Annotated in this window: 18 protein-coding genes; 15 read left to right on the forward strand and 3 right to left on the reverse strand. The window is 70.6% G+C overall.

Annotated elements, in window-relative coordinates:
• Positions 1 to 122 precede the first annotated feature (122 nt).
• Complete coding sequence (locus tag IOD14_RS20620) at positions 123 to 668, reverse strand: hypothetical protein (protein ID WP_212671063.1); 546 nt, start codon at positions 666 to 668, stop codon at positions 123 to 125.
• Between the two features lie 273 nt (positions 669 to 941).
• Between IOD14_RS20620 and IOD14_RS20625 the strand changes: the two genes are divergently transcribed.
• The 8 genes from IOD14_RS20625 (at position 942) to IOD14_RS20660 (ending at position 10,929) form a co-directional block, all read left to right on the forward strand.
• Positions 942 to 2,783 (forward strand): APC family permease, encoded by a 1,842-nt coding sequence (locus tag IOD14_RS20625; RefSeq protein ID WP_212671064.1) that lies wholly within the window; start codon positions 942 to 944, stop codon positions 2,781 to 2,783.
• Positions 2,780 to 3,046 carry a hypothetical protein gene (locus IOD14_RS20630; protein ID WP_212673535.1) on the forward strand — a complete coding sequence of 89 codons (267 nt, stop codon included), beginning with the start codon at positions 2,780 to 2,782 and terminating at the stop codon, positions 3,044 to 3,046. The genes IOD14_RS20625 and IOD14_RS20630 overlap by 4 nt, the downstream gene beginning before the upstream one ends.
• Positions 3,043 to 3,132, forward strand: coding sequence for a K(+)-transporting ATPase subunit F (kdpF, locus tag IOD14_RS20635; protein WP_016434100.1), 90 nt, complete (start codon positions 3,043 to 3,045; stop codon positions 3,130 to 3,132). Before IOD14_RS20630 ends, kdpF begins: the two co-directional genes overlap by 4 nt.
• A 7-nt stretch (positions 3,133 to 3,139) precedes the next feature.
• Positions 3,140 to 4,804, forward strand: a complete 1,665-nt coding sequence (gene kdpA, locus IOD14_RS20640) for a potassium-transporting ATPase subunit KdpA (RefSeq protein ID WP_212671065.1) — start codon at positions 3,140 to 3,142, stop codon at positions 4,802 to 4,804.
• Positions 4,801 to 6,933, forward strand: a complete 2,133-nt coding sequence (kdpB, locus tag IOD14_RS20645) for a potassium-transporting ATPase subunit KdpB (RefSeq protein ID WP_212671066.1) — start codon at positions 4,801 to 4,803, stop codon at positions 6,931 to 6,933. The genes kdpA and kdpB overlap by 4 nt, the downstream gene beginning before the upstream one ends.
• A gap of 5 nt (positions 6,934 to 6,938) precedes the next feature.
• Positions 6,939 to 7,607: a potassium-transporting ATPase subunit C gene (locus tag IOD14_RS20650; protein ID WP_212671067.1), complete on the forward strand. Its 669-nt coding sequence runs from the start codon at positions 6,939 to 6,941 to the stop codon at positions 7,605 to 7,607.
• A 93-nt stretch (positions 7,608 to 7,700) separates the two neighbouring features.
• Positions 7,701 to 8,384: a response regulator gene (locus IOD14_RS20655; RefSeq protein WP_212671068.1), complete on the forward strand. Its 684-nt coding sequence runs from the start codon at positions 7,701 to 7,703 to the stop codon at positions 8,382 to 8,384.
• A 1-nt stretch (position 8,385) separates the two neighbouring features.
• Positions 8,386 to 10,929, forward strand: a complete 2,544-nt coding sequence (locus IOD14_RS20660; protein ID WP_212671069.1) for a sensor histidine kinase KdpD — start codon at positions 8,386 to 8,388, stop codon at positions 10,927 to 10,929.
• Between the two features lie 6 nt (positions 10,930 to 10,935).
• Here the strand turns inward: IOD14_RS20660 and IOD14_RS20665 are convergent, their stop codons facing one another.
• The gene (locus tag IOD14_RS20665) at positions 10,936 to 11,502 is read right to left on the reverse strand and encodes a universal stress protein (RefSeq protein ID WP_212671070.1); all 567 of its coding nucleotides are present in this window, start codon (positions 11,500 to 11,502) and stop codon (positions 10,936 to 10,938) included.
• A 275-nt stretch (positions 11,503 to 11,777) separates the two neighbouring features.
• Between IOD14_RS20665 and IOD14_RS20670 the strand changes: the two genes are divergently transcribed.
• The 5 genes from IOD14_RS20670 (at position 11,778) to IOD14_RS20690 (ending at position 17,605) form a co-directional block, all read left to right on the forward strand.
• On the forward strand, positions 11,778 to 12,113 hold the full coding sequence (locus tag IOD14_RS20670; protein WP_212671071.1) for an SAV_915 family protein: 336 nt from the start codon (positions 11,778 to 11,780) through the stop codon (positions 12,111 to 12,113).
• A 14-nt stretch (positions 12,114 to 12,127) separates the two neighbouring features.
• Positions 12,128 to 13,462 carry a diaminopimelate decarboxylase gene (lysA, locus tag IOD14_RS20675; RefSeq protein ID WP_212671072.1) on the forward strand — a complete coding sequence of 445 codons (1,335 nt, stop codon included), beginning with the start codon at positions 12,128 to 12,130 and terminating at the stop codon, positions 13,460 to 13,462.
• Positions 13,463 to 13,739: 277 nt separating this feature from the next.
• Positions 13,740 to 15,494 (forward strand): ABC transporter permease subunit, encoded by a 1,755-nt coding sequence (locus tag IOD14_RS20680; protein WP_212671073.1) that lies wholly within the window; start codon positions 13,740 to 13,742, stop codon positions 15,492 to 15,494.
• A gap of 34 nt (positions 15,495 to 15,528) precedes the next feature.
• Positions 15,529 to 16,923 (forward strand): nitrate/sulfonate/bicarbonate ABC transporter ATP-binding protein, encoded by a 1,395-nt coding sequence (locus tag IOD14_RS20685; RefSeq protein ID WP_212671074.1) that lies wholly within the window; start codon positions 15,529 to 15,531, stop codon positions 16,921 to 16,923.
• A gap of 4 nt (positions 16,924 to 16,927) precedes the next feature.
• Positions 16,928 to 17,605 carry an MgtC/SapB family protein gene (locus IOD14_RS20690; RefSeq protein ID WP_212671075.1) on the forward strand — a complete coding sequence of 226 codons (678 nt, stop codon included), beginning with the start codon at positions 16,928 to 16,930 and terminating at the stop codon, positions 17,603 to 17,605.
• Between the two features lie 11 nt (positions 17,606 to 17,616).
• Here IOD14_RS20690 and IOD14_RS20695 read toward each other — a convergent pair whose 3' ends face one another.
• A complete protein-coding gene (locus tag IOD14_RS20695) occupies positions 17,617 to 18,033 on the reverse strand; it encodes a metalloregulator ArsR/SmtB family transcription factor (protein ID WP_212671076.1) in 417 nt (138 codons plus the stop codon).
• A 56-nt stretch (positions 18,034 to 18,089) separates the two neighbouring features.
• Here IOD14_RS20695 and IOD14_RS20700 point away from each other — a divergent pair, with 56 nt between their 5' ends.
• Together IOD14_RS20700 and IOD14_RS20705 are read left to right on the forward strand one after the other, a co-directional pair.
• Positions 18,090 to 19,115 (forward strand): magnesium and cobalt transport protein CorA, encoded by a 1,026-nt coding sequence (locus IOD14_RS20700; protein WP_212671077.1) that lies wholly within the window; start codon positions 18,090 to 18,092, stop codon positions 19,113 to 19,115.
• Positions 19,116 to 19,178: 63 nt separating this feature from the next.
• A complete protein-coding gene (locus IOD14_RS20705; protein ID WP_212671078.1) occupies positions 19,179 to 20,276 on the forward strand; it encodes a magnesium and cobalt transport protein CorA in 1,098 nt (365 codons plus the stop codon).
• Positions 20,277 to 20,307: the final 31 nt, after the last annotated feature.

Consider the following 20,307-nt stretch of genomic DNA (forward strand, 5'->3'; position numbering starts at 1 on the left):
CCCGGGTCCCGTACCCCCGGTCCAGGCCCGGCTCGTGGCGGTGACCCTCGCCGATCAGACGGGCTCGGCGCTGGACACGGCCGGTCCGGGGCGACCGCTCGGGCCTCGCGCAGGCTCCGCACTCACTCCAGACCGGAGGCTTTGAAGACGGCACGGGCGGTCTCGCGGTCGACCCGGCGGGAGATGCGGCGCAGGACGGTGGCTCCGCACAGCAGGAGTCCGTCCTCTGCGGCCTTCCGCGCACCCTCGTCCAGGCGGGACCACAACCGTGGATTGCGTACCAGGACCTCGGGGTCGAGCTCCACGCGCCCACCGAGTGCGTCCCGCAGCACGATCCGTTGGGAGATGCCGTCCAGGCAGCGGACCGACACCAGCAGATCCGTCCGAACCCGCCGCTCGCGCAGCAGCCGGCGCGAGGCCAGCCAGTTCCCGCCCGCCGACATCCGGTCGGGGCACAGCACGAGGAACAGCAGCCCGGCGAGAGCGCACCACAGCACGGTGCGCCACGGGGTGAGCCGGCCGGACCCCCAGTCGATCAGCAGGAGAAGGGCGAGCAGGACGCCCGCGCAGCGGACGGCGCTCCACACCTCCTGCCTCCACTCGCGGTCGTTCGTCGCCTCACCGGATCCGTCGGGCGGCTCTCCGGACACGTCCTCACGGCGTCCCATGGCGTCGACGGTAGCCACCCGGCGAATCCGGTCGGCGCGTCTTGATACGGCTCTGACGGACTTCCAGCGGTTCCCTGCTTCCTGCCCGTGACGCGGCGGGCATCCGGACGTCGCCCACGTCACACACCCGTCAATGTCGCGTCAAGGTCGGCCGGTTGGGCGCGAAGAAGCCGCAAGGAACCCTCGGAGGAGGCCGGAAAAGGACGGAACCTGAGTGCGGTCGTGCACACCTCAGCCCTCGTGCGCGGCCGAGGCGAGAAGGAGCCCGCACCCATGTCCGTACTGACCACCGAGCCCAATGCCGTCCCCGCCGGCGAGGAGCCGCCCGATACCGGCGAACGCCACCGCCTGAGCGCCGTCACCGGCCTCGCGGCCCTGTCGCTGGACGCGATGGCGTCCGTCGCGTACGGCCCCGAGGCGATCGTTCTGGTGCTGGCGGCCGCGGGCGCGCACGGCCTCGGCTTCACGATGCCCGTCACACTGGCCATCGCCGCCCTGCTGGCCGTGCTGGTGGCCTCCTACCGGCAGGTCATCGCGGCCTTCCCGGACGGCGGCGGCTCCTACGCCGTCGCGAAGACCCACCTGGGCGCGCGCACCAGCCTGGTGGCGGCGGCCTCCCTGGTCCTGGACTACGTCCTCAACGTCGCCGTCGCTGTCACGGCCGGCGTCGCCGCGCTGACCTCCGCCTTCCCGTCCCTCTACGACGACCGGCTGTGGCTGTGCCTGGCGGTGCTCGCCCTGGTCACGGGCGTCAACCTGCGCGGGATCGTGGAGTCCGCCAGGGTGTTCATCGTGCCGACGGCCGTCTTCGTCGGCTCGATCTTCGTCCTCATCGCCGTCGGCCTCTTCCGGTCCGAGCCGGTCAGCACGGTGACCGCCGCCGGGCACGCCTCGGTCCTCGCCGACGACGCCACCGCCGTGGGCGCACTCCTCCTGCTGAAGGCGTTCGCCTCCGGCTGTGCCGCGCTGACGGGCGTGGAGGCCATCGCCAACGCCGTTCCCTCCTTCCGGGTTCCGCGCGCCAAGCGGGCCCAGCGGGCGGAGGTCGCCCTCGGAGCCGTCCTCGGGGCGATGCTCATCGGCCTGTCCGTCCTGATCGGCCGCTTCCACCTGCAGCCGGTCCAGGGCGTCACCGTGCTCGCCCAGTTGGCGGACGCCTCTCTCGGGCACAACTGGGCCTTCTACGTCATCCAGTTCGCGACGATGATCCTTCTGGCTCTGTCGGCGAACACGTCCTTCGGCGGCCTGCCCGTGCTCCTGAAGCTGCTGGCCCGGGACAACTACGCGCCGCACGTCTTCGCACTCAAGGCCGACCGCCAGGTCCACCGGCACGGTGTCCTCGCGCTGGCGCTCGTCTCGGCTGCCCTGCTGGTCTTCTCCGGCGGCGACACCAACACCCTGGTCCCGATGTTCGCCATCGGTGTCTTCGTCGGCTTCACCATCGCGCAGGTGGGCATGGTCCGGCACTGGCGTCTCGAGCGAGGACCGGGCCGGCACGGCAAGGCGCTGCTGAACGGCTTCGGCGCGCTGCTCACCGGCGTCGCGGCCGTTGTTGTCACCGTGGAGAAGTTCACGGCGGGTGCCTGGCTCGTGGTGATCGCCCTGCCGCTGCTGGTGGCCGCCTTCGAGACCGTGCACCGCGCCTACGGCCGGATCGGCGAGCAACTCGGCCGGGGTCGCATCCCCGAGGCCCCGCACCGCGAGCGCTCGCTGGTGATCGTCCCCGTCTCCTCCCTGTCCAGGCTGACCTCGGAGGCCCTCACGGCTGCCTCCTCCCTCGGTGACGAGGTCCGCGCGGTGACCGTGTGCTATCCGGACCCCGAGGACCGGGCCGCGCTGCACGCCCTGGAGCGTTCCTGGGCCGCCTGGGATCCGGGGGTCCCCCTGATCCGGCTGACCTGCGAGCGGCGCAGTCTGGGCCGCCCCATCGCCGCCTACGTCCGCGAGGTGGCCGCCGCCGAGCCGGGCACGCGCGTCACCGTGCTGATTCCGGAGACCGAGCCGGAGCGGCTGTGGCAGCGGCTGCTGCAGAACCAGCGGGGCGCCGTCGTCGCCTACGCGGTCCGGCGGGAGACGGACGCGGTCATCTGCCGGCTCCGCTTCCGGCTTCTGTGAGCCGGATCGATCGACCGCTGCGTCGGTTCTGCCCGCTGGAATGGATCAAGGGTCGTAAGAGTCCCGTCAAAGCCGTGGGCGTCGCCGTAAGAGAGGCGTCAACGGACGACCCGATCCGGCCAAAGAGGCGCTTTCCTCTACTCGTCCCTGTTCATCGAACCTCACCCCAGGAGTTCGCGATGGCCGACCTGGCCTTCGTCATCGCCACGATCGCGGGTTTCGCGCTGGTGGCCCTCGTCGCCAAGGGGGTGACGAAGCTGTGACCGCCGAGAACATCGTCGGCCTCGTCGTGGCCGTCGCCCTGCTGGGCTATCTCGTCCTCGCCCTGATCTTCCCGGAGAGGTTCTGAGACACAGATGGGTCCCGTACTCGCCGGCGTCCTCCAGCTGCTCGCCCTCATCGGAGCACTGGCGCTCGTCTACGTCCCCCTCGGCACCTACATGGCCAGGGTCTACTCCGCCGACAAGCACTGGCGCGTCGAGAGGTGGATCTACAAGGGCATCGGTGCCAACCCCGACACCGAGATGACCTGGACCGCGTATCTGCGCGGGGTCCTCGCCTTCTCCGTGGTCGGTGTCCTCTTCCTCTACCTGCTCCAGCGGCTGCAGGGCGTCCTGCCCGGCTCGCTCGGCTTCGACTCGGTGAACCCGGCGCAGTCGTTCAACACGGCCGTGTCGTTCGTGACCAACACCAACTGGCAGTCGTACTACGGCGAGCAGACCATGGGCCACGTCGTGCAGACGGCCGGGCTCGCGGTGCAGAACTTCGTCTCCGCCGCCGTCGGCATCGCCGTCGCGGTGGCCCTCGTACGAGGGTTCGCCCGCTCGCGCACCGGTGAGCTCGGCAACTTCTGGGCCGACCTGGTGCGCGGCACCTTCCGGATCCTGGTGCCCGGCGCCGCGATCGCCGCGATCGTGCTCGTGGCCTGCGGCGCGATCCAGAACTTCTCCGGGATCCACGAGGTCGGGCAGTTCATGGGCGGCTCGCAGCAGTGGAACGGCGGCGCCGTGGCCTCGCAGGAGGCCATCAAGGAGTTCGGCACCAACGGCGGCGGCTACTTCAACGCCAACTCCGCCCATCCCTTCGAGAATCCGACGCCGTTCACCAACCTCTTCGAGATCTTCCTGCTGCTGGTGATCCCGTTCTCCCTGACCCGGACCTTCGGGGTCATGGTCGGTTCGGTCAAGCAGGGGTACGCGATCCTCGCGACCATGGCCACCATCTGGGTCGGCTTCACCGTCCTGATGATGTGGAGCGAGTTCGCCCATCACGGCCCGGCCCTGCAGATCGCCGGCGGTGCGATGGAGGGCAAGGAGGTGCGCTTCGGCGTCGGCTCCTCGTCCATCTTCGCGGTGTCCACGACCCTGACCTCGACCGGCGCGGTGGACTCCTTCCACTCCTCGTTCACCGGGCTCGGCGGTGGGATCACCATGCTCGGCATGATGCTGGGCGAGATCGCGCCCGGCGGCACCGGCTCCGGCCTCTACGGCATGCTGATCATGGCGGTCATCGCGGTGTTCATCGCCGGCCTGATGGTCGGCCGTACGCCCGAGTACCTGGGCAAGAAGATCGGCACCCGCGAGATCAAGCTCGCCGCCTGCTACATCCTCATCACGCCGGCCCTGGTCCTCGTCTTCACCGCCGCCTCCATGGCCCTGTCGACCCCGCCGCACTCGATGCTGAACTCCGGTGCGCACGGCTTCTCCGAGGTGCTGTACGCCTTCACCTCGGCCGCCAACAACAACGGCTCCGCCTTCGCCGGCCTGAACGCGAACACCGACTGGTACAACACCATGACGGGATTCGCGATGCTGCTCGGCCGCTTCCTGCCCATGATCTTCGTCCTGGCGCTCGCGGGTTCGCTCGCCGAGCAGAAGCCGGTCCCGGAGACCGCGGGCACGCTGCGCACCGAGAAGCCGCTCTTCACCGGCCTGCTGGTGGGCGCGATCCTCATCATCACCGGTCTGACCTACTTCCCGGCCCTCGCGCTGGGTCCGCTGGCCGAGGGGCTGGCGTCATGACCACCCGTATAGAGAAGCCAGAGGACTCCATGTCCACAGCCACCCCGACCCGGGCGCCGCACAGCGACGTACCCACCGGGCACAAGTCCCCCGAGGGCCGTGTCGGCGCGGGTCTGTTCGACCCCAAGCAGCTGGTCAAGTCGCTGCCGGACGCTTTCCGCAAGCTCGACCCGCGGGTGATGGTCAAGTCGCCCGTGATGTTCGTGGTGTGGATCGGGTCCGTGCTGACCACCGCCTTCTCCTTCAAGGACCCCGGCGACTGGTTCGGCTGGACGATCAGCGCCTGGCTGTGGCTGACGGTCGTCTTCGCCAACCTCGCGGAGGCGGTCGCCGAGGGCCGCGGCAAGGCGCAGGCCGACACGCTGCGCAAGGCCAAGACCGACACCGTCGCGCGGCGGCTCCTCGGGGACTCCGAGGAGCAGGTTCCCGGTACGGAGTTGCGGATCGGTGACCTGGTCGTCTGCGAGGCCGGCGACATCATCCCCGGCGACGGTGACGTCGTCGAGGGCGTGGCGAGCGTCGACGAGTCGGCGATCACCGGTGAGTCGGCTCCGGTCATCCGGGAGTCCGGCGGCGACCGCTCGGCCGTCACCGGTGGGACGAAGGTGCTCTCCGACCGGATCGTCATCAAGATCACGACGAAGCCCGGCGAGACCTTCATCGACCGCATGATCGCCCTCGTCGAGGGCGCGGCCCGGCAGAAGACGCCCAACGAGATCGCGCTGAACATCCTGCTCGCCTCGCTGACCATCGTGTTCCTGCTCGCCGTGGCCACCCTGCCGCCGTTCGCGGACTACGCGGGCACCCACCTGACGATGGTCGTGCTGGTCGCGCTGCTGGTCTGCCTCATCCCGACGACGATCGGAGCCCTGCTCTCCGCGATCGGCATCGCGGGCATGGACCGCCTTGTCCAGCGCAACGTCCTGGCCATGTCGGGGCGCGCGGTCGAGGCCGCCGGTGACGTCTCGACGCTGCTGCTCGACAAGACCGGCACGATCACCCTGGGCAACCGTCAGGCGTCCGAGTTCGTGCCGGTGAGCGGGGTGACGGAGGCCGAGGTCGCCGACGCCGCCCAGCTCTCCTCACTGGCCGACGAGACGCCCGAGGGCCGCTCCATCGTCGTCCTGGCGAAGGAGAAGTACGGGCTGCGCGAGCGCCACCAGGGCGAACTCGCAGGCGCCGAATGGATCGAGTTCACCGCGCAGACCCGGATGTCCGGTGTCGACGTGGACGGGCGCAGGATTCGCAAGGGCGCGGCCGGTTCTGTCATCAAGTGGGTCGAGGAGCGGGGCGGCGCGGTCGCCGAAGACGCGGACACCGCCGCCAACCGCATCTCCGAGGCCGGCGGCACCCCGCTGCTCGTCGCCGTCGAGGACGCCGAGGGCGCCCGAGTCCTGGGCGTCATCCACCTCAAGGACGTCGTCAAGGAGGGTATGCGCGAGCGGTTCGACGAGCTGCGCCGCATGGGCATCAAGACCGTCATGATCACGGGCGACAACCCGCTGACCGCCAAGGCGATCGCCGAGGAGGCGGGCGTCGACGACTTCCTCGCGGAGGCCACCCCCGAGGACAAGATGGCCCTCATCAAGCGGGAACAGGCGGGCGGCAAGCTCGTCGCAATGACCGGTGACGGCACCAACGACGCCCCGGCCCTCGCGCAGGCGGACGTCGGCGTCGCCATGAACACGGGTACGTCGGCCGCCAAGGAGGCCGGCAACATGGTCGACCTCGACTCCAACCCGACCAAGCTCATCGAGATCGTCGAGATCGGCAAGCAACTCCTGATCACCCGCGGTGCGTTGACCACGTTCTCCATCGCCAACGACGTCGCGAAGTACTTCGCGATCATCCCGGCGCTGTTCGCGGCCGTCTACCCGGGCCTGGACAAGCTCAACATCATGGGCCTGTCCTCGCCCGACTCCGCGATCCTCTCGGCGGTCGTCTTCAACGCGCTGATCATCATCGCGCTGGTCCCGCTGTCCCTGCGGGGCGTGCAGTACCGGCCGGTCAGCGCCGACAAGATGCTCCGGCGCAACCTCACGATCTACGGCATCGGCGGACTGATCGCTCCCTTCATCGGCATCAAGCTCATCGACCTGCTCATCTCCCTCATCCCCGGGATCGGCTGAACGCCATGAACAACTCCGTATCGACCACCGCCCGGTTGCTGTGGGCGGGCCTGCGCGCCCTGCTGGTGCTGACCCTGGTGACCGGCGTCGTCTACCCGCTGGCCGTCACCGGTGTCGCGCAGACGCTGTTCCACGGCAAGGCGAACGGCTCGGAGATCACGTCGGACGGCAAGGTCGTCGGCTCGTCCCTGATCGGGCAGCCGTACAACCTGCCGCTGAAGAAGGGCCAGGAGACGCCGGATCCGGACCTGCAGTGGTTCCAGGGCCGCCCGGCCAACGGCCTGGGTGCCAACAGCGTCAACACGCAGTACAAGCTGATCCTGTCCGGGGCCACCAACCTCTCCGCTGACAACAAGGACCTGATCCAGCAGGTCAAGGATGCCAAGGCCGCGGTCGTCAAGGACAACTCCGTGTCCGGCTACACCGTCAAGCCACAGGACGTGCCGGCTGACGCGGTCACCTCCTCCGGCTCCGGCCTGGACCCGAACATCTCCCCGGCCTACGCCGACCTCCAGGTCCACCGGGTCGCCGCGAAGAACGGCCTGACCGTCGCCCAGGTGCAGAAGCTGGTCGACGAGCACACCGACGGCCGCACGCTCGGCTTCATCGGTGAGCCCCGGGTGAACGTCCTGGAGCTCAACATCGCGCTCAAGGACCTCGTAGCGAAGAAGTGACGGCCTTACACGACCCAGAGGGGAGCCGGCGGCCGGGACAGCGTCCCGGATCCGCCGGCTCCCACCACCATGCAACAGGAGAGGCACACACCCATGACGAGGGTGCTGGTGGTGGAGGACGACCCGCAGCTCGTACGGGCCCTCGTGATCAACCTGCAGGCACGCCAGTACGGCGTCGACGCCGCCCCCGACGGCGCCACGGCCCTCCGGCTCGCCGCCGCGCGGCAGCCCGACGTCGTCATGCTCGACCTCGGCCTGCCCGACATGGACGGAGCCGACGTCATCAAGGCCCTGCGAGGCTGGACCCGGGTGCCCATCCTGGTGCTCTCGGCACGTCAGGGCTCCGACGAGAAGGTGGCCGCGCTCGACGCCGGCGCCGACGACTACATCACCAAGCCGTTCAGCATGGACGAACTCCTCGCCCGGCTGCGGGCCGCCGTCCGCCGTACCGAGGACACACCGCTCGTGCCCGAGACGGTCCTCGTCGAGACGGCCGACTTCAGCATCGACCTGCTCGCCAAGAAGGTCGTCCGCGGCGGGCGGGACGTGCGACTGACCCCGACCGAGTGGCACCTGCTGGAGATCCTGGTGACCAACCCCGGCCGGCTGATCACGCAGAAGCACCTCCTCCAGGAGGTCTGGGGCGCCACCCAGAGCAACAAGACCAACTACCTGCGGGTCTACATGGCCCAGTTGCGCCGAAAGTTGGAGAACGACCCCGCCCACCCCCGCTATCTGATCACCGAGCCCGGCATGGGCTACCGCTACGAGGGATGACATGGCACGCGGCAAACTCCGGATCTACCTCGGCGCGGCACCCGGCGTCGGCAAGACGTACGCCATGCTCTCCGAGGCCCACCGCAGGATCGAGCGGGGCACGGACTGCGTGGTCGCCTTCGTGGAACACCACCACCGGCCGCGCACCGAGGTGATGCTGCACGGCCTGGAACAGGTTCCGCGCAAGGAACTCGCGTACCGCGACAGTGTCTTCACCGAGATGGACGTGGACGCCGTCCTGGCCCGCCGTCCCCAGGTCGCCCTGGTCGACGAACTGGCCCACACCAACATCCCCGGCTCCCGCAACACCAAGCGCTGGCAGGACGTCGAGGAGCTGCTGGCCGCCGGGATCGACGTGGTCTCGACCGTCAACATCCAGCATCTGGAGTCACTGGGCGACGTCGTCGAGTCGATCACCGGGGTGCGGCAGCGGGAGACCGTGCCGGACGAGGTGGTGCGCCGGGCCGACCAGATCGAGCTGGTCGACATGTCCCCGCAGGCCCTGCGACGCCGTATGGCACACGGGAACATCTACAAGTCGGACAAGGTCGACGCGGCGCTGTCGAACTACTTCCGCCCCGGAAACCTCACCGCGCTGAGGGAGCTGGCACTGCTGTGGGTGGCCGACCGCGTCGACGCCTATCTCACCGAGTACCGCAACGAGCACCAGGTCGCGACGATCTGGGGCTCGCGCGAGCGGATCGTGGTCGGGCTGACCGGCGGACCCGAGGGCCGGACACTGATCCGGCGGGCCGCGCGCCTCGCCGAGAAGGGCGCCGGCGGCGAGGTCATGGCCGTGTACATCTCCCGCAGCGACGGCCTGACCTCGGCCTCCCCGAAGGAACTCGCCGACCAGCGCACCCTGGTCGAGGATCTCGGCGGCACCTTCCACCAGGTCGTCGGCGACGACATCCCCGTGGCACTGCTGGACTTCGCACGCGGGGTCAACGCCACCCAGATCGTCCTCGGCGTGTCCCGGCGCAGGAGCTGGCAGAGCATCTTCGGGCCGGGCGTCGGTGCCACGGTCGCCCGGGACTCGGGCCCCGACCTCGACGTCCACCTCATCACCCATGACGAGGTGGGCAAGGGCCGCGGTCTGCCGGTGGCGCGCGGAGCCCGGCTGGGACGCTCACGGGTCATCCGGGGGTGGCTCGTCGGCGTACTCGGTCCGGTCCTGCTCACCTGGCTGCTCACCAGTGCCACCCCGGACGTCGGCCTCGCCAACGACATGCTGCTGTTCCTGACCCTGACGGTCGCGGCGGCCCTGCTGGGCGGGCTCTACCCGGCACTGGGCTCCGCCGTGGTGGGCTCCCTCCTGCTCAACTGGTACTTCACCCCGCCCGTCCACACCCTGACGATCGCCGACCCCAAGAACATCGTCGCCATCGCCATCTTCGTGGGCGTGGCCGTGTCCGTGGCCTCCGTCGTCGACCTCGCGGCCCGGCGCACGCACCAGGCGGCGCGGCTACGGGCCGAGTCGGAGATCCTCTCCTATCTCGCGGGCAGCGTCCTGCGCGGCGAGACCTCACTGGAGGCGCTGCTGGAGCGGGTCCGCGAGACCTTCGGCATGGAGTCGGTGGCCCTGCTGGAGCGGACCGGCGAGACGGAACCCTGGACCTGCGCCGGCAGTGTGGGGCCCCGGCCCGCCGAGAACCCGGACGACGCGGACGTCGACGTTCCCGTCAACGACGACATGGCCCTGTCCCTGCGCGGCCGCGTGCTGCCGGCCGCCGACCGCCGGGTGCTGGCCGCGTTCGCCGCCCAGGCCGCCGTCGTCCTGGACCGCCAGCGCCTGCGGCGCGAGGCCGACCGCGCCAAGGAACTGGCCGAGGGCAACCGCATCCGCACCGCGCTGCTCGCCGCCGTCAGCCACGACCTGCGCACCCCGCTCGCCGGCATCAAGGCAGCCGTGACCTCGTTGCGCTCCGAGGACGTCGCCTGGTCCGAGGAGGACCAGGCAGAGTTGCTGAGGGCCATAGAGGAGGGCGCCGACCGGCTCGACCTCCTGGTCGGCAACCTGCTCGACATGTCCCGCCTCCAGACCGGGACCGTCACCCCCATCATCCGCGAGACCGATCTCGACGAGGTCGTGCCCATGGCGCTCGGCGGGGTGCCGGAGGACAGCGTGGAACTCGACATCCCGGAGACGCTGCCGATGGTGCACATCGACCGGGGACTGCTGGAGAGGGCGGTCGCCAACGTCGTCGAGAACGCCGTCAAGTACAGCCCGGCAGGGGAGAAGGTCCTGGTGTCGGCGAGTGCCATCGCCGACCGGGTCGAGGTACGGGTTGTCGACCGCGGCCCCGGAGTTCCGGACGAGGCCAAGGACCGCATCTTCGAGCCCTTCCAGAGGTACGGCGACTCACCTCGCGGCGCCGGCGTGGGCCTCGGACTCGCGGTCGCGCGCGGCTTCACCGAGGCGATCGGCGGCACGATCCACGCAGAGGACACGCCCGGGGGCGGCCTCACCATGGTGCTCGCCGTACCGACCGCCCCCGAGCGGCTGCCGGAGCGGCCGGACCTGCCGGCCGCGACCACGTCCTGACCGCGTTCAGGCGCCGGGCGGCGCGGTGTCGAACTCACGCTGAAGCCGCCCGGTGTCCAGCCGCAGCCGGAGCATGTTCCGGCGGTGCGCGGCCTCCAGCGCGGCCTGCAGCGGGGAGGGCGGCACCGCGAGAACGGGGCAGGCGGCGTGGGCGAGGCAGTAGCGGCTGACGGACGGCCAGAACGCGCGGCGCAGCCGGCTCTGCCGCCCGGTGCCGACCACGATCACATCGCGCTCCCGATCTGCGATCTGCACCAGCGCCCGCCCCGGGGCGCCCCGCGCCACCAAGGCATGCCCGGGCAGCCCGGAGCCCGTGCCGCCGAACACGTCACGCAGCGCCGTGAGCAGAGTCTCCCGCGCCATCCGCTCCCACTCCGGGACCAGGACGGCCGAGGCCGGGGACCTGCGGGCGGCGAGGTCTCCGCCGGGCGGCTCCCAGGCCAGCACGGGCCAAAGCTCGGCGCCACGGCTCCGGGCCTCGTCGGCGGCCCGGACAAGAGCGGTGAGACTGCCCGGCGAACCGCTCACGCCCACCACGAGGCGAGCGGGCGAGGGCAGGGGGGACTCGGACATCTGATCCTCCTCGGAACGCTTCCATCTCACCTCCGTAACGAGGCTTCGGACCACCCCTCCGGCCAGTTCCTGACGCCCTTCTGACGGTCCTTCCGTGCCTTCTCACCAGCTGCGTCAGCGCTCCGTCAAGGTCGGCCGCATCACCGTCAGCGTCCCGTCAGGGCACGTCCGGAAGCCGGGGGCACCGGGCATAACGTCGAATGCGAGCCCCGGTCCGCCTCCCCGCGTCCGGGGCGTCCAAGACCACTCGTTCCCCGCCCCTGTGGAGGCACTCCATGGCAGAGCAGCTCTACGACGACGACCCCGAGCCCGCCGATCGATTCCCGGCCGGACCCCTGTACGTCCCGGTCCGGCCGGGCCCCTCCGGGTGTGCGGCCCGGCTCTTCCGCACCCCGCTCGGCGGCCGTACGGCCGTCGGCTTCACCTCCGCACGGCGACTGACCGCCACGCTCGGCCCCGGCCAGGCGTGGATCCGCCTCGCCGAGCCCGCCCTGCGCGCGCTGACCGCGCCGCTCGGCATCACCACCGTCACGGTGGACCCGCAGTTCTCGGCACCGGCTCCGGCACCGATCGAGGCCGCGACTCCCGTTCCCGCACTGCGGATCGCCTGAGAGGGGCACAATCGATGACCACAGTCCACGAACCCACCGCGACGGTCGCGTCCGCCGAACTGTCGGTGTGGCCCGCCTCCACCACCGAGCCCCGGCACGGCGACCTCGCCGTGGGCGGTGTGTCGCTCGCGGAGATCGCCGACCGTTTCGGCACCCCCGTCTACGTCCTGGACGAGGCCGAGGTCCGTGACCGCTGCCGCACCTACCGGCACGCCTTCCCCGAAGCCGAAGTCCTTTACGCGGCCAAGGCGTTCCTGTGCCGGGCCATGGCCCACTGGGTCGAGGAGGAGGGCCTCGGCCTGGACGTCTGCTCGGCCGGAGAGCTCGAACTCGCCGTCACCACCGGCTTCCCGCCGGAGCGGATCACCCTGCACGGCAACGCCAAGTCCCCCCGAGACCTGGACACCGCGTTGCGCCTCGGTGTCGGCCGGATCGTCATCGACAGCCCCTCCGAGATCGCCCGACTGGCCGCGGCGGTCGGGCCCGACGGCCACCAGAAGGTGATGGTGAGGGTCGTGCCCGGCATCAGCGCCGGCGGCCACGAGAAGATCCGCACCGGCACCGACGACCAGAAGTTCGGCCTGTCCATCGCCGACGGCTACGCCCAGCACGCCATCGCCCGCATACTCGACCAGCCGCAGCTCCGACTCACCGGCCTGCACTGCCACCTGGGCTCGCAGATCACCAGCGTCAAGCCCTACCTCGCCGCCGTACGCCGCACGGTGGGCCTCATGGCGCGGCTGCACGAACAGCACGGCCTGGTGCTGCCCGAACTCGACCTCGGCGGCGGCCACGGCATCGCCTACCGCCCCGGCGAGGAGGCCCTGGACCTGACGTCACTGGCCCGCAGGGTCCGCACCGAGCTCTCCGACGCCTGTGCCGCGAACGGACTCCCCGTCCCGCGCCTGATCATCGAGCCCGGGCGGGCGATCGTGGGGCCTGCGGGTGTCGCGGTCTACCACGTGCTGGCCGTCAAGCGCACCGGCTCGCACACGTACGTCGCCGTGGACGGCGGCATGAGCGACAACCCGCGCCCGGCCCTGTACGGCGTCCGGTACGCCCCTCGCCTGGTGGGCAGGCACAGCACCGCGGCCCCGGCCCGGGTCACCGTGGTCGGGCGCCACTGCGAGGCGGGCGACGTCGTCGCCGCCGACGTGGAGCTCCCGGACGACGTCCGCCCCGGCGACCTGCTCGCCGTCCCCGTCGCCGGCGCCTACCACCTGTCCATGGCCTCCGGCTACAACCTGGTCGGCCGCCCGCCGGTGGCCGCGGTGCACGACGGTCTGGCCCGTCTGCTGGTCCGCCGCGAGTCGCTGGAGGACATCCGCAGCCGGGACGTGGGGCTGTAGCCCCCGCCTTATTTGCGTATTGACGCAACAAGGGGCACACTCTTGGAGTCGGGTTCCGTGCGTGGAGCGTACGCACGGGGCACAGTCACATCACGGATCGGAGGCAGCCATGGGTGCCGACCCTCCCAGTCCGCGCTGCCTCCCGGGCGCTCGCTGACTCCCCTTCCCTGCCTTTCACTTTCCCGCGCTGCGTGGGTGAGCCCTGCCCTGCCGTCGGCGCGTCCGCCGCGGCCGGGCCGTGCGGGTGTGCCCAGAGTGCGGGCGGAGGTCCTCCGTGATGTCGTTCCGTACCGACACCCGATCCCCCGAGAAGGCGGCGCGCACGCCCCTGGCGGGTCGTCTGTCGCAGTTCTCCTGGGTGGACGCGGCCGTCGCCGCCGCCGTCCTCGTCCTTCTCTACGTCGTCCTGCGCGTCGGCCAGGGCACCACCGTCGCCTTCAGCACCCATCAGAACGTCGACGTGGACACCGATCCCGCTCAGCTGCCGTACGACGCGGCCCGCTCGCTGCTGCGGATGTTCGCGGCGCTGGCCGCCTCGGTCGTGTTCACCTTCGGCTACGCCTACGCCGCCGCGAAGAGCAGAAGGCTGGAGCGGATCCTCGTCCCGGCCCTCGACATCCTCCAGTCGGTGCCGGTGCTCGGCTTCCTCACCGTGGCCGTGACCGGGTTCATCGCCCTGTTCCCCGGCTCGATGCTAGGCCTGGAGTGCGCGGCGATCTTCGCGATCTTCACCTCCCAGGCGTGGAACATGACGTTCGGCTTCTACTACTCCCTCACCTCTCTCCCGCGTGAACTCGACGAGCTGTCACGGTCGTTCGGCTTCACCCGCTGGATGCGGTTCTGGAAGGTCGAGGTCCCGGCCGGGATGATCGGCCTGGTCTGGAACGGCATGATGAGCTTCGGCGGCGGCTGGTTCTTCCTGGTCGCCTCGGAGGCAATCAGCGTCAACAACCAGCGGTACGCGCTGCCCGGCGTCGGCTCCTACGCCGGAGCCGCGATCGCCGACGGCGACCTCGCCAAGGTCGGCTGGGCCATCCTCACCATGGCGGTCATGGTGATCGGCGTGAACTTCCTGTTCTGGCGGCCGCTGACGGCGTGGGCGGAGAAGTTCAAGAACGAGCAGTCCGAGGCCAGCGAGGTCCAGCGGTCGTACGTCCTGGACTTCCTGCGCACCTCGCACTGGCCGCGGCTGCTCGGCCGGGTGCTGCGTCCGGTGGGGCGTGGGCTGGGCAGGGCCGGGCGCCTGCTGGGCACCGACGACCGGCCGCTGTCCGTCGACCCGGTGCGGCGGCGCAGGGGAGACGTGGCCTTCACGCTCGTCGCCGGCGGACTGATCGTGTGGGGTCTGGCCGACCTCGGCCACTACCTCTACGACCGCACCGGCTTCGGGGTCTTCGGCGAACCGCTGCTGCTGGGCCTGGCCACCCTGGTCCGGGTCGTGATCCTGGTCGCGCTGGCGACCGTGATCTGGGTGCCGATCGGCGTGAAGATCGGCTTCTCGCCCCGGCTCACCCGCATTGCGCAGCCCGTCGTCCAGGTCCTGGCGTCCTTCCCCGCCAACTTCATGTTCCCGCTGGCTGTCTGGTTCTTCCTGAAGACGGGCCTGTCGATCAACATCGGCGGCACGCTGCTGATGGCGCTGGGCGCGCAGTGGTACATCCTCTTCAACACCATCGCCGGCGCCATGGCCATCCCGACCGATCTGCGCGAGGCCATGGACGACCTCGGCATCACCGGATGGCAGCGGTGGCGGCGGCTGATCATCCCGGGGATCTTCCCGTCGTACGTCACCGGCGGCATCACCGCGTCCGGCGGTGCCTGGAACGCCTCGATCGTCTCCGAGGTCGTCACCTTCGGCGGGACCACGCTCACCGCGACCGGCCTGGGCGCCTACATCGCCAAGGCCACCGAGAGCGGCGACTACCCGCACCTGATCGCGGGGGTGGCGGTGATGAGCCTGTACGTCGTCGCACTGAACCGGCTGCTGTGGCGCCGCCTGTACCGGCTGGCCGAGACCCGCTACTCCCTCTGAACTTCCCCCTTTTACAAAAGATGTGGAGCACGTCATGGTGCTGAACACCCTGCGCGGCCGACGCGCCACCCCGGCCATCGGCCACACCCGCCCCGCCGACGGCGACGTCCTGCTGGAGACCGTCGGCCTGACCAAGTCCTACGCCGGTGCCGACGGCGAACTGCCCGTGTTGTCCGGCATCGACCTGCAGGTCCGCGCCGGTGAGGTCGTCGCCCTGCTGGGCAAGTCCGGCTCGGGCAAGTCGACGCTGCTGCGCTGCCTGGCCGGACTCGTCCCCACCAGCTCAGGCACCGTCACCTACAAGGGCACCCCGCTGACCGGCGCCAACCCGGGCACGGCGATGGTGTTCCAGACCTTCGCCCTGCTGCCCTGGCTGACTGTGCAGCAGAACGTCGAACTCGGTCTGGAGGCCAAGGGAGTCGGCGCCGCCGAGCGCGCCGAGGCCGCCCGCCAGGCCATCGACCTGATCGGTCTGGACGGCTTCGAGTCGGCGTACCCCAAGGAGCTGTCCGGCGGCATGCGCCAGCGCGTCGGCTTCGCGCGGGCGTTGGTCGTCGAGCCGGACGTCCTGATGATGGACGAGCCGTTCTCCGCCCTCGACGTGCTCACGGCCGAGAACCTGCGCGGCGAGCTGATGGAGCTGTGGGAGTCGGGCCAGTTCCCGACCCGGGCGATCGTGCTGGTCACCCACAACATCGAGGAGGCCGTGCTGATGGCCGACCGGATCGTCGTCCTCGGCGCCCGGCCCTACGGCACGATCCGCGAGGTCTTCGAGGTCGGCCTGGACCGTCCGCGCGACCGCAACTCGCCCGCCTTCGAGGACCTCATCGACCGCGTCTACCGCACCATGACCGGACGGCACAAGGAGGGGCGCACCCCCGGCAGGGCGGAGGCCGTGGAGACCGTCGAGATGGAGAAGCGCACCCCCTCCAACACCCCCCTGCCCACCGCGAGCGTGGACGGCCTGTCCGGCCTGGCCGAGATGATCGCCCACCGCGACGGCCGCGCCGACCTCGCCGACCTGGTCGACGACCTCGGCCTGGAGGTCGACGACGTACTGCCCCTCGTCGACGCCCTCGACCTGCTCGGCTTCGCCGTCGTGCACGGCGACGACCTGCTGCTCACCGACACCGGCGGCGAGTTCGCCGGGGCCGACGTGCAGAAGTCCAAGACCATCTTCGCCGAGGCCGCCCTGCGCGCCCCACTGGTCAGACTGATCACCAGCAGCCTGCGCCAGAACCCCGACGGCACCCTGCGTGCCGGCTTCTTCCGCGACGTGCTGGCCCACCACTTCACCAGCGAACAGGTCGCCCGCCAGCTGGAGACGGCCACCGACTGGGGCCGCTACGCCGAGCTGTACTCCTACGACGCCGAGCCGCAGGAGTACCGCCTCGACGACGGCGACACCGACGCCGTACGCAAGGGGTAGGCCGGTGAACTCGCTCCACTTCGCCACCGGCCTCGGCGCGGGCCTGGGCGCCGGCGCGCTGATCGGCATCGAGCGGCAGTGGCGTCAGCGGATGGCCGGGCTGCGCACCAACACCCTGGTGGCCACCGGCTCGGCCCTGTTTGTGCTGCTGTCCAGTTCCTTCGGCTCGGGCGATCCCAGCCGGGTCGCCGCCCAGGTGGTCTCCGGCATCGGCTTCCTCGGCGCCGGCGTCATCATGCGCGACGGCCTGAACGTCACCGGCATCAACACCGCGGCCACGCTGTGGTGTTCGGCCGCCGTCGGTTCCCTCGCCGGAGCCGGCCTCACCGGCTACGCGCTCACCGGAGCGGCGGCGATCGTCGCCGTCAACACCGCCGTCCGCGGACTCGCCCAGCGCCTGGACCGCCAGCCCGGCTCGGGTGACGAGGTTCCGACCCCGTACCACGTGGAGGCCGTGGTCGCCGCCCGCGACGAGGCCCATGTCCGCACCCTGCTGGTGCGGTCCCTGTCCGGCTCCGACAGCCGCCTCCACGCGGTCACCTCCACCGGCCAGGGCGAGGGACGGGTGCGGATACGCGCGGAGATCACGTCCGACGGCGCCGACAGCACACCGGTGGAGAGCGCGGTCGCCCGCATCAGCATGGAACCGGCCGTCGTCTCCGCCGCCTGGCGGACCGTATGACCGCCAACGCCTCAGTGATCGGTGACCGGGCGGCGCCGTGCTCGCGCGGCGGCCGGGCGCTCCCGCGGGACGGCGACGGCCGCCGCCGACGTCCCGCCCGCTTCGGCCGCGTCCTCGGGAGCGTCTGCCGCGTCACCCGCGAGCACCGCGCTCTCCAGCAGCGCCCGCACCTGCCGCCCTGCGGCCCGGTAGTAGATCCGTGTCCCCTCCCGCCGGGAGGCGACCAGTCCCGCCGCCCGCAGTCTCGCCAGATGCTGGGAGGTGGCCGCGACATGCGCCCCGATCAGCTCCGCCAGCCCGCTGACCGGCAGCTCCCGCTCACTGAGCGCCCACAGCAGCCGGTAGCGCGAGGGGTCGGCGACCGCCTTGAGCACCGCCACCGACCGTTCGGCCCGTTCCTCGTCCCATGACGCTACTTGCGCTTCCATGCAAATATGCTAACCGGTGGTCCCGACGACATCCGCGCCCCGCAAGGAGGTGAGCCATGACGGCCCACGACAACGCTTCCCGGCAGGTCCCCGTCGTCGACTGCGCCCTGTACGAGTACGGCCGTCGCCGACCGGGCCGTCTGTCCCCGGAGGCGGCCATGGAAGCCGCCCGCACCACCCCCGGCGCCTTCGTCTGGATCGGCCTCCACGCCCCCACCGCCGATCAGCTCCAGGTCGTCGCCCGCGCGTTCGCCCTCCACCCGCTGGCAGTAGAGGACGCCCTCAACGCCCACCAGCGCCCCAAACTGGAGCGGTACGACGACACCCTCTTCCTCGTCCTGCGCACCGCCGTCTACCTCGAACACGAGCAGCTGACCCCCACCACCGACCTCGTCGGCACCGGCGAGATCATGGCCTTCGTGGGCCGCGACTTCATCGTCGTCGTGCGCCACGACCCCTCCGAGCCGCTCACCGGCGTCCGCAGCCGTCTGGAGGCCGACCCCGAGCGCCTCGCCCACGGCCCGGCCGCCGTCCTGCACGCCATCGCCGACTCCGTCGTCGACCAGTACCTCGACGTCGTCACCGCCCTGGAGGCCGACGCCGAAGTGATCGAGAACGACGCCTTCTCCCCGGACGCCGGCCATGACATCGGCCGCATCTACCAGCTCAAGCGCGAGCTCGTCGAACTCCGCCGCGTCATTGCACCGCTCGCCCAGCCGCTGCGCGACCTCGCCGAGCGCCGTGTCCCCGGAGTCGACAAGGAACTGGCCGCCTACTTCCGTGACGTCGCCGACCACCGCGCCCAGGCCGCCGACCGGGTCACCACCCTGACCGAGCTCGTGGACAACGCCCTGTCCATGGCTCTGGCGCAGACGAGTGTCCAGCAGAACCACGACATGCGGCGCATCAGTGCCGCCGCCGCGCTGATCGCCATCCCCGTGGCCGTCGCGGGCGTCTACGGCATGAACTTCGAGCACATGCCCGAACTGCGTTGGCTCTTCGGCTACCCGGCGATGCTCATCGCCACGGTCACGCTGGTCACCGTCGTCTACCGGGTGTTCCGCAGGAAGCGGTGGCTCTGACATCCGCCTTGTCGCCTTTTGGCACACTGTCCGGACCCGAACGCCCGGTGAAGGAGAACCCGCATGTCGATGGTCGGCAACCTGCGCAAAGTCGCGGACCTGGCGCGGCGCACCCGCCGTCGCGTGGACCTCAGCCACCCGGCCCGCTCGCCGCTGGGCTCGAGCGTGGTCAACTGTGTCGTCTACCACGACGGCGTCCGGCGGCCCGGAAGGGACCCCGTGGAGGAGGCGGTCCGCCTGGCCCGCAAGCGCCGGGGCGGCTTCGTCTGGCTGGGCCTGCACGAACCCGGCGAGGAGGAGTTCGCCGGAGTCGCGGAACTGTTCGGCCTGCACCCCCTCGCCGTCGAGGACGCCGTCCACGCCCACCAGCGCCCCAAGATCGAGCAGTACGGCGAGATCCTGTTCTCCGTCTTCAAAACGGTCACCTACGTCGAGCACGCCGAACTGACCGCGACCAGCGAGGTCGTCGACACCGGCGAGATCATGGTGTTCACCGGCCCCGACTTCGTCGTCACCGTCCGCCACGGCCGCCACGGCTCCCTCGGCCCCCTGCGCGAGGACCTCGAAGCCCACCCGGACCTGCTGGCCAAGGGCCCCTCCGCCGTACTGCACGCCATCGCCGACCACGTCGTCGACGACTACGTCACGGTCGCCGACGCCGTCCAGAACGACCTCGACCAGGTCGAGACCGACGTCTTCTCACCTCACAGCCCACGGAACGCCGACGCCGGCCGCATTTACCAGCTCAAGCGTGAACTGCTGGAGCTGAGGCGGGCCGTGGCCCCGCTCGCCGGCCCCCTCGACCGGATCGCCACCGAGCCCCGCGCCTGCGTGGACAAGGAGATACAGACGTACTTCCGGGACGTCTTCGACCACCTCACCCGTGTCACCGAGCAGATCAACGCCTTCGACGCCTTGCTCGACTCCATCCTCCAGGCCCACCTCGCGCAGGTCACCGTCGCCCAGAACGAGGACATGCGCAAGATCACCGCGTGGGCGGCGATCATCGCCGTACCCACCATGATCTGCGGCGTGTACGGCATGAACTTCGACCACATGCCCGAACTCCGCTGGACCTTCGGCTACCCCATGGTCCTCGGCGTCATCGCGACCGTCTGTCTTCTGCTCCACCGCAACTTCAAACGCAACGGCTGGTTGTGACGCCGACAACGGCACCATCGGAGTACACCTC

Source organism: Streptomyces sp. A2-16 (assembly GCF_018128905.1).
Classification (GTDB): Bacteria; Actinomycetota; Actinomycetes; order Streptomycetales; family Streptomycetaceae; genus Streptomyces.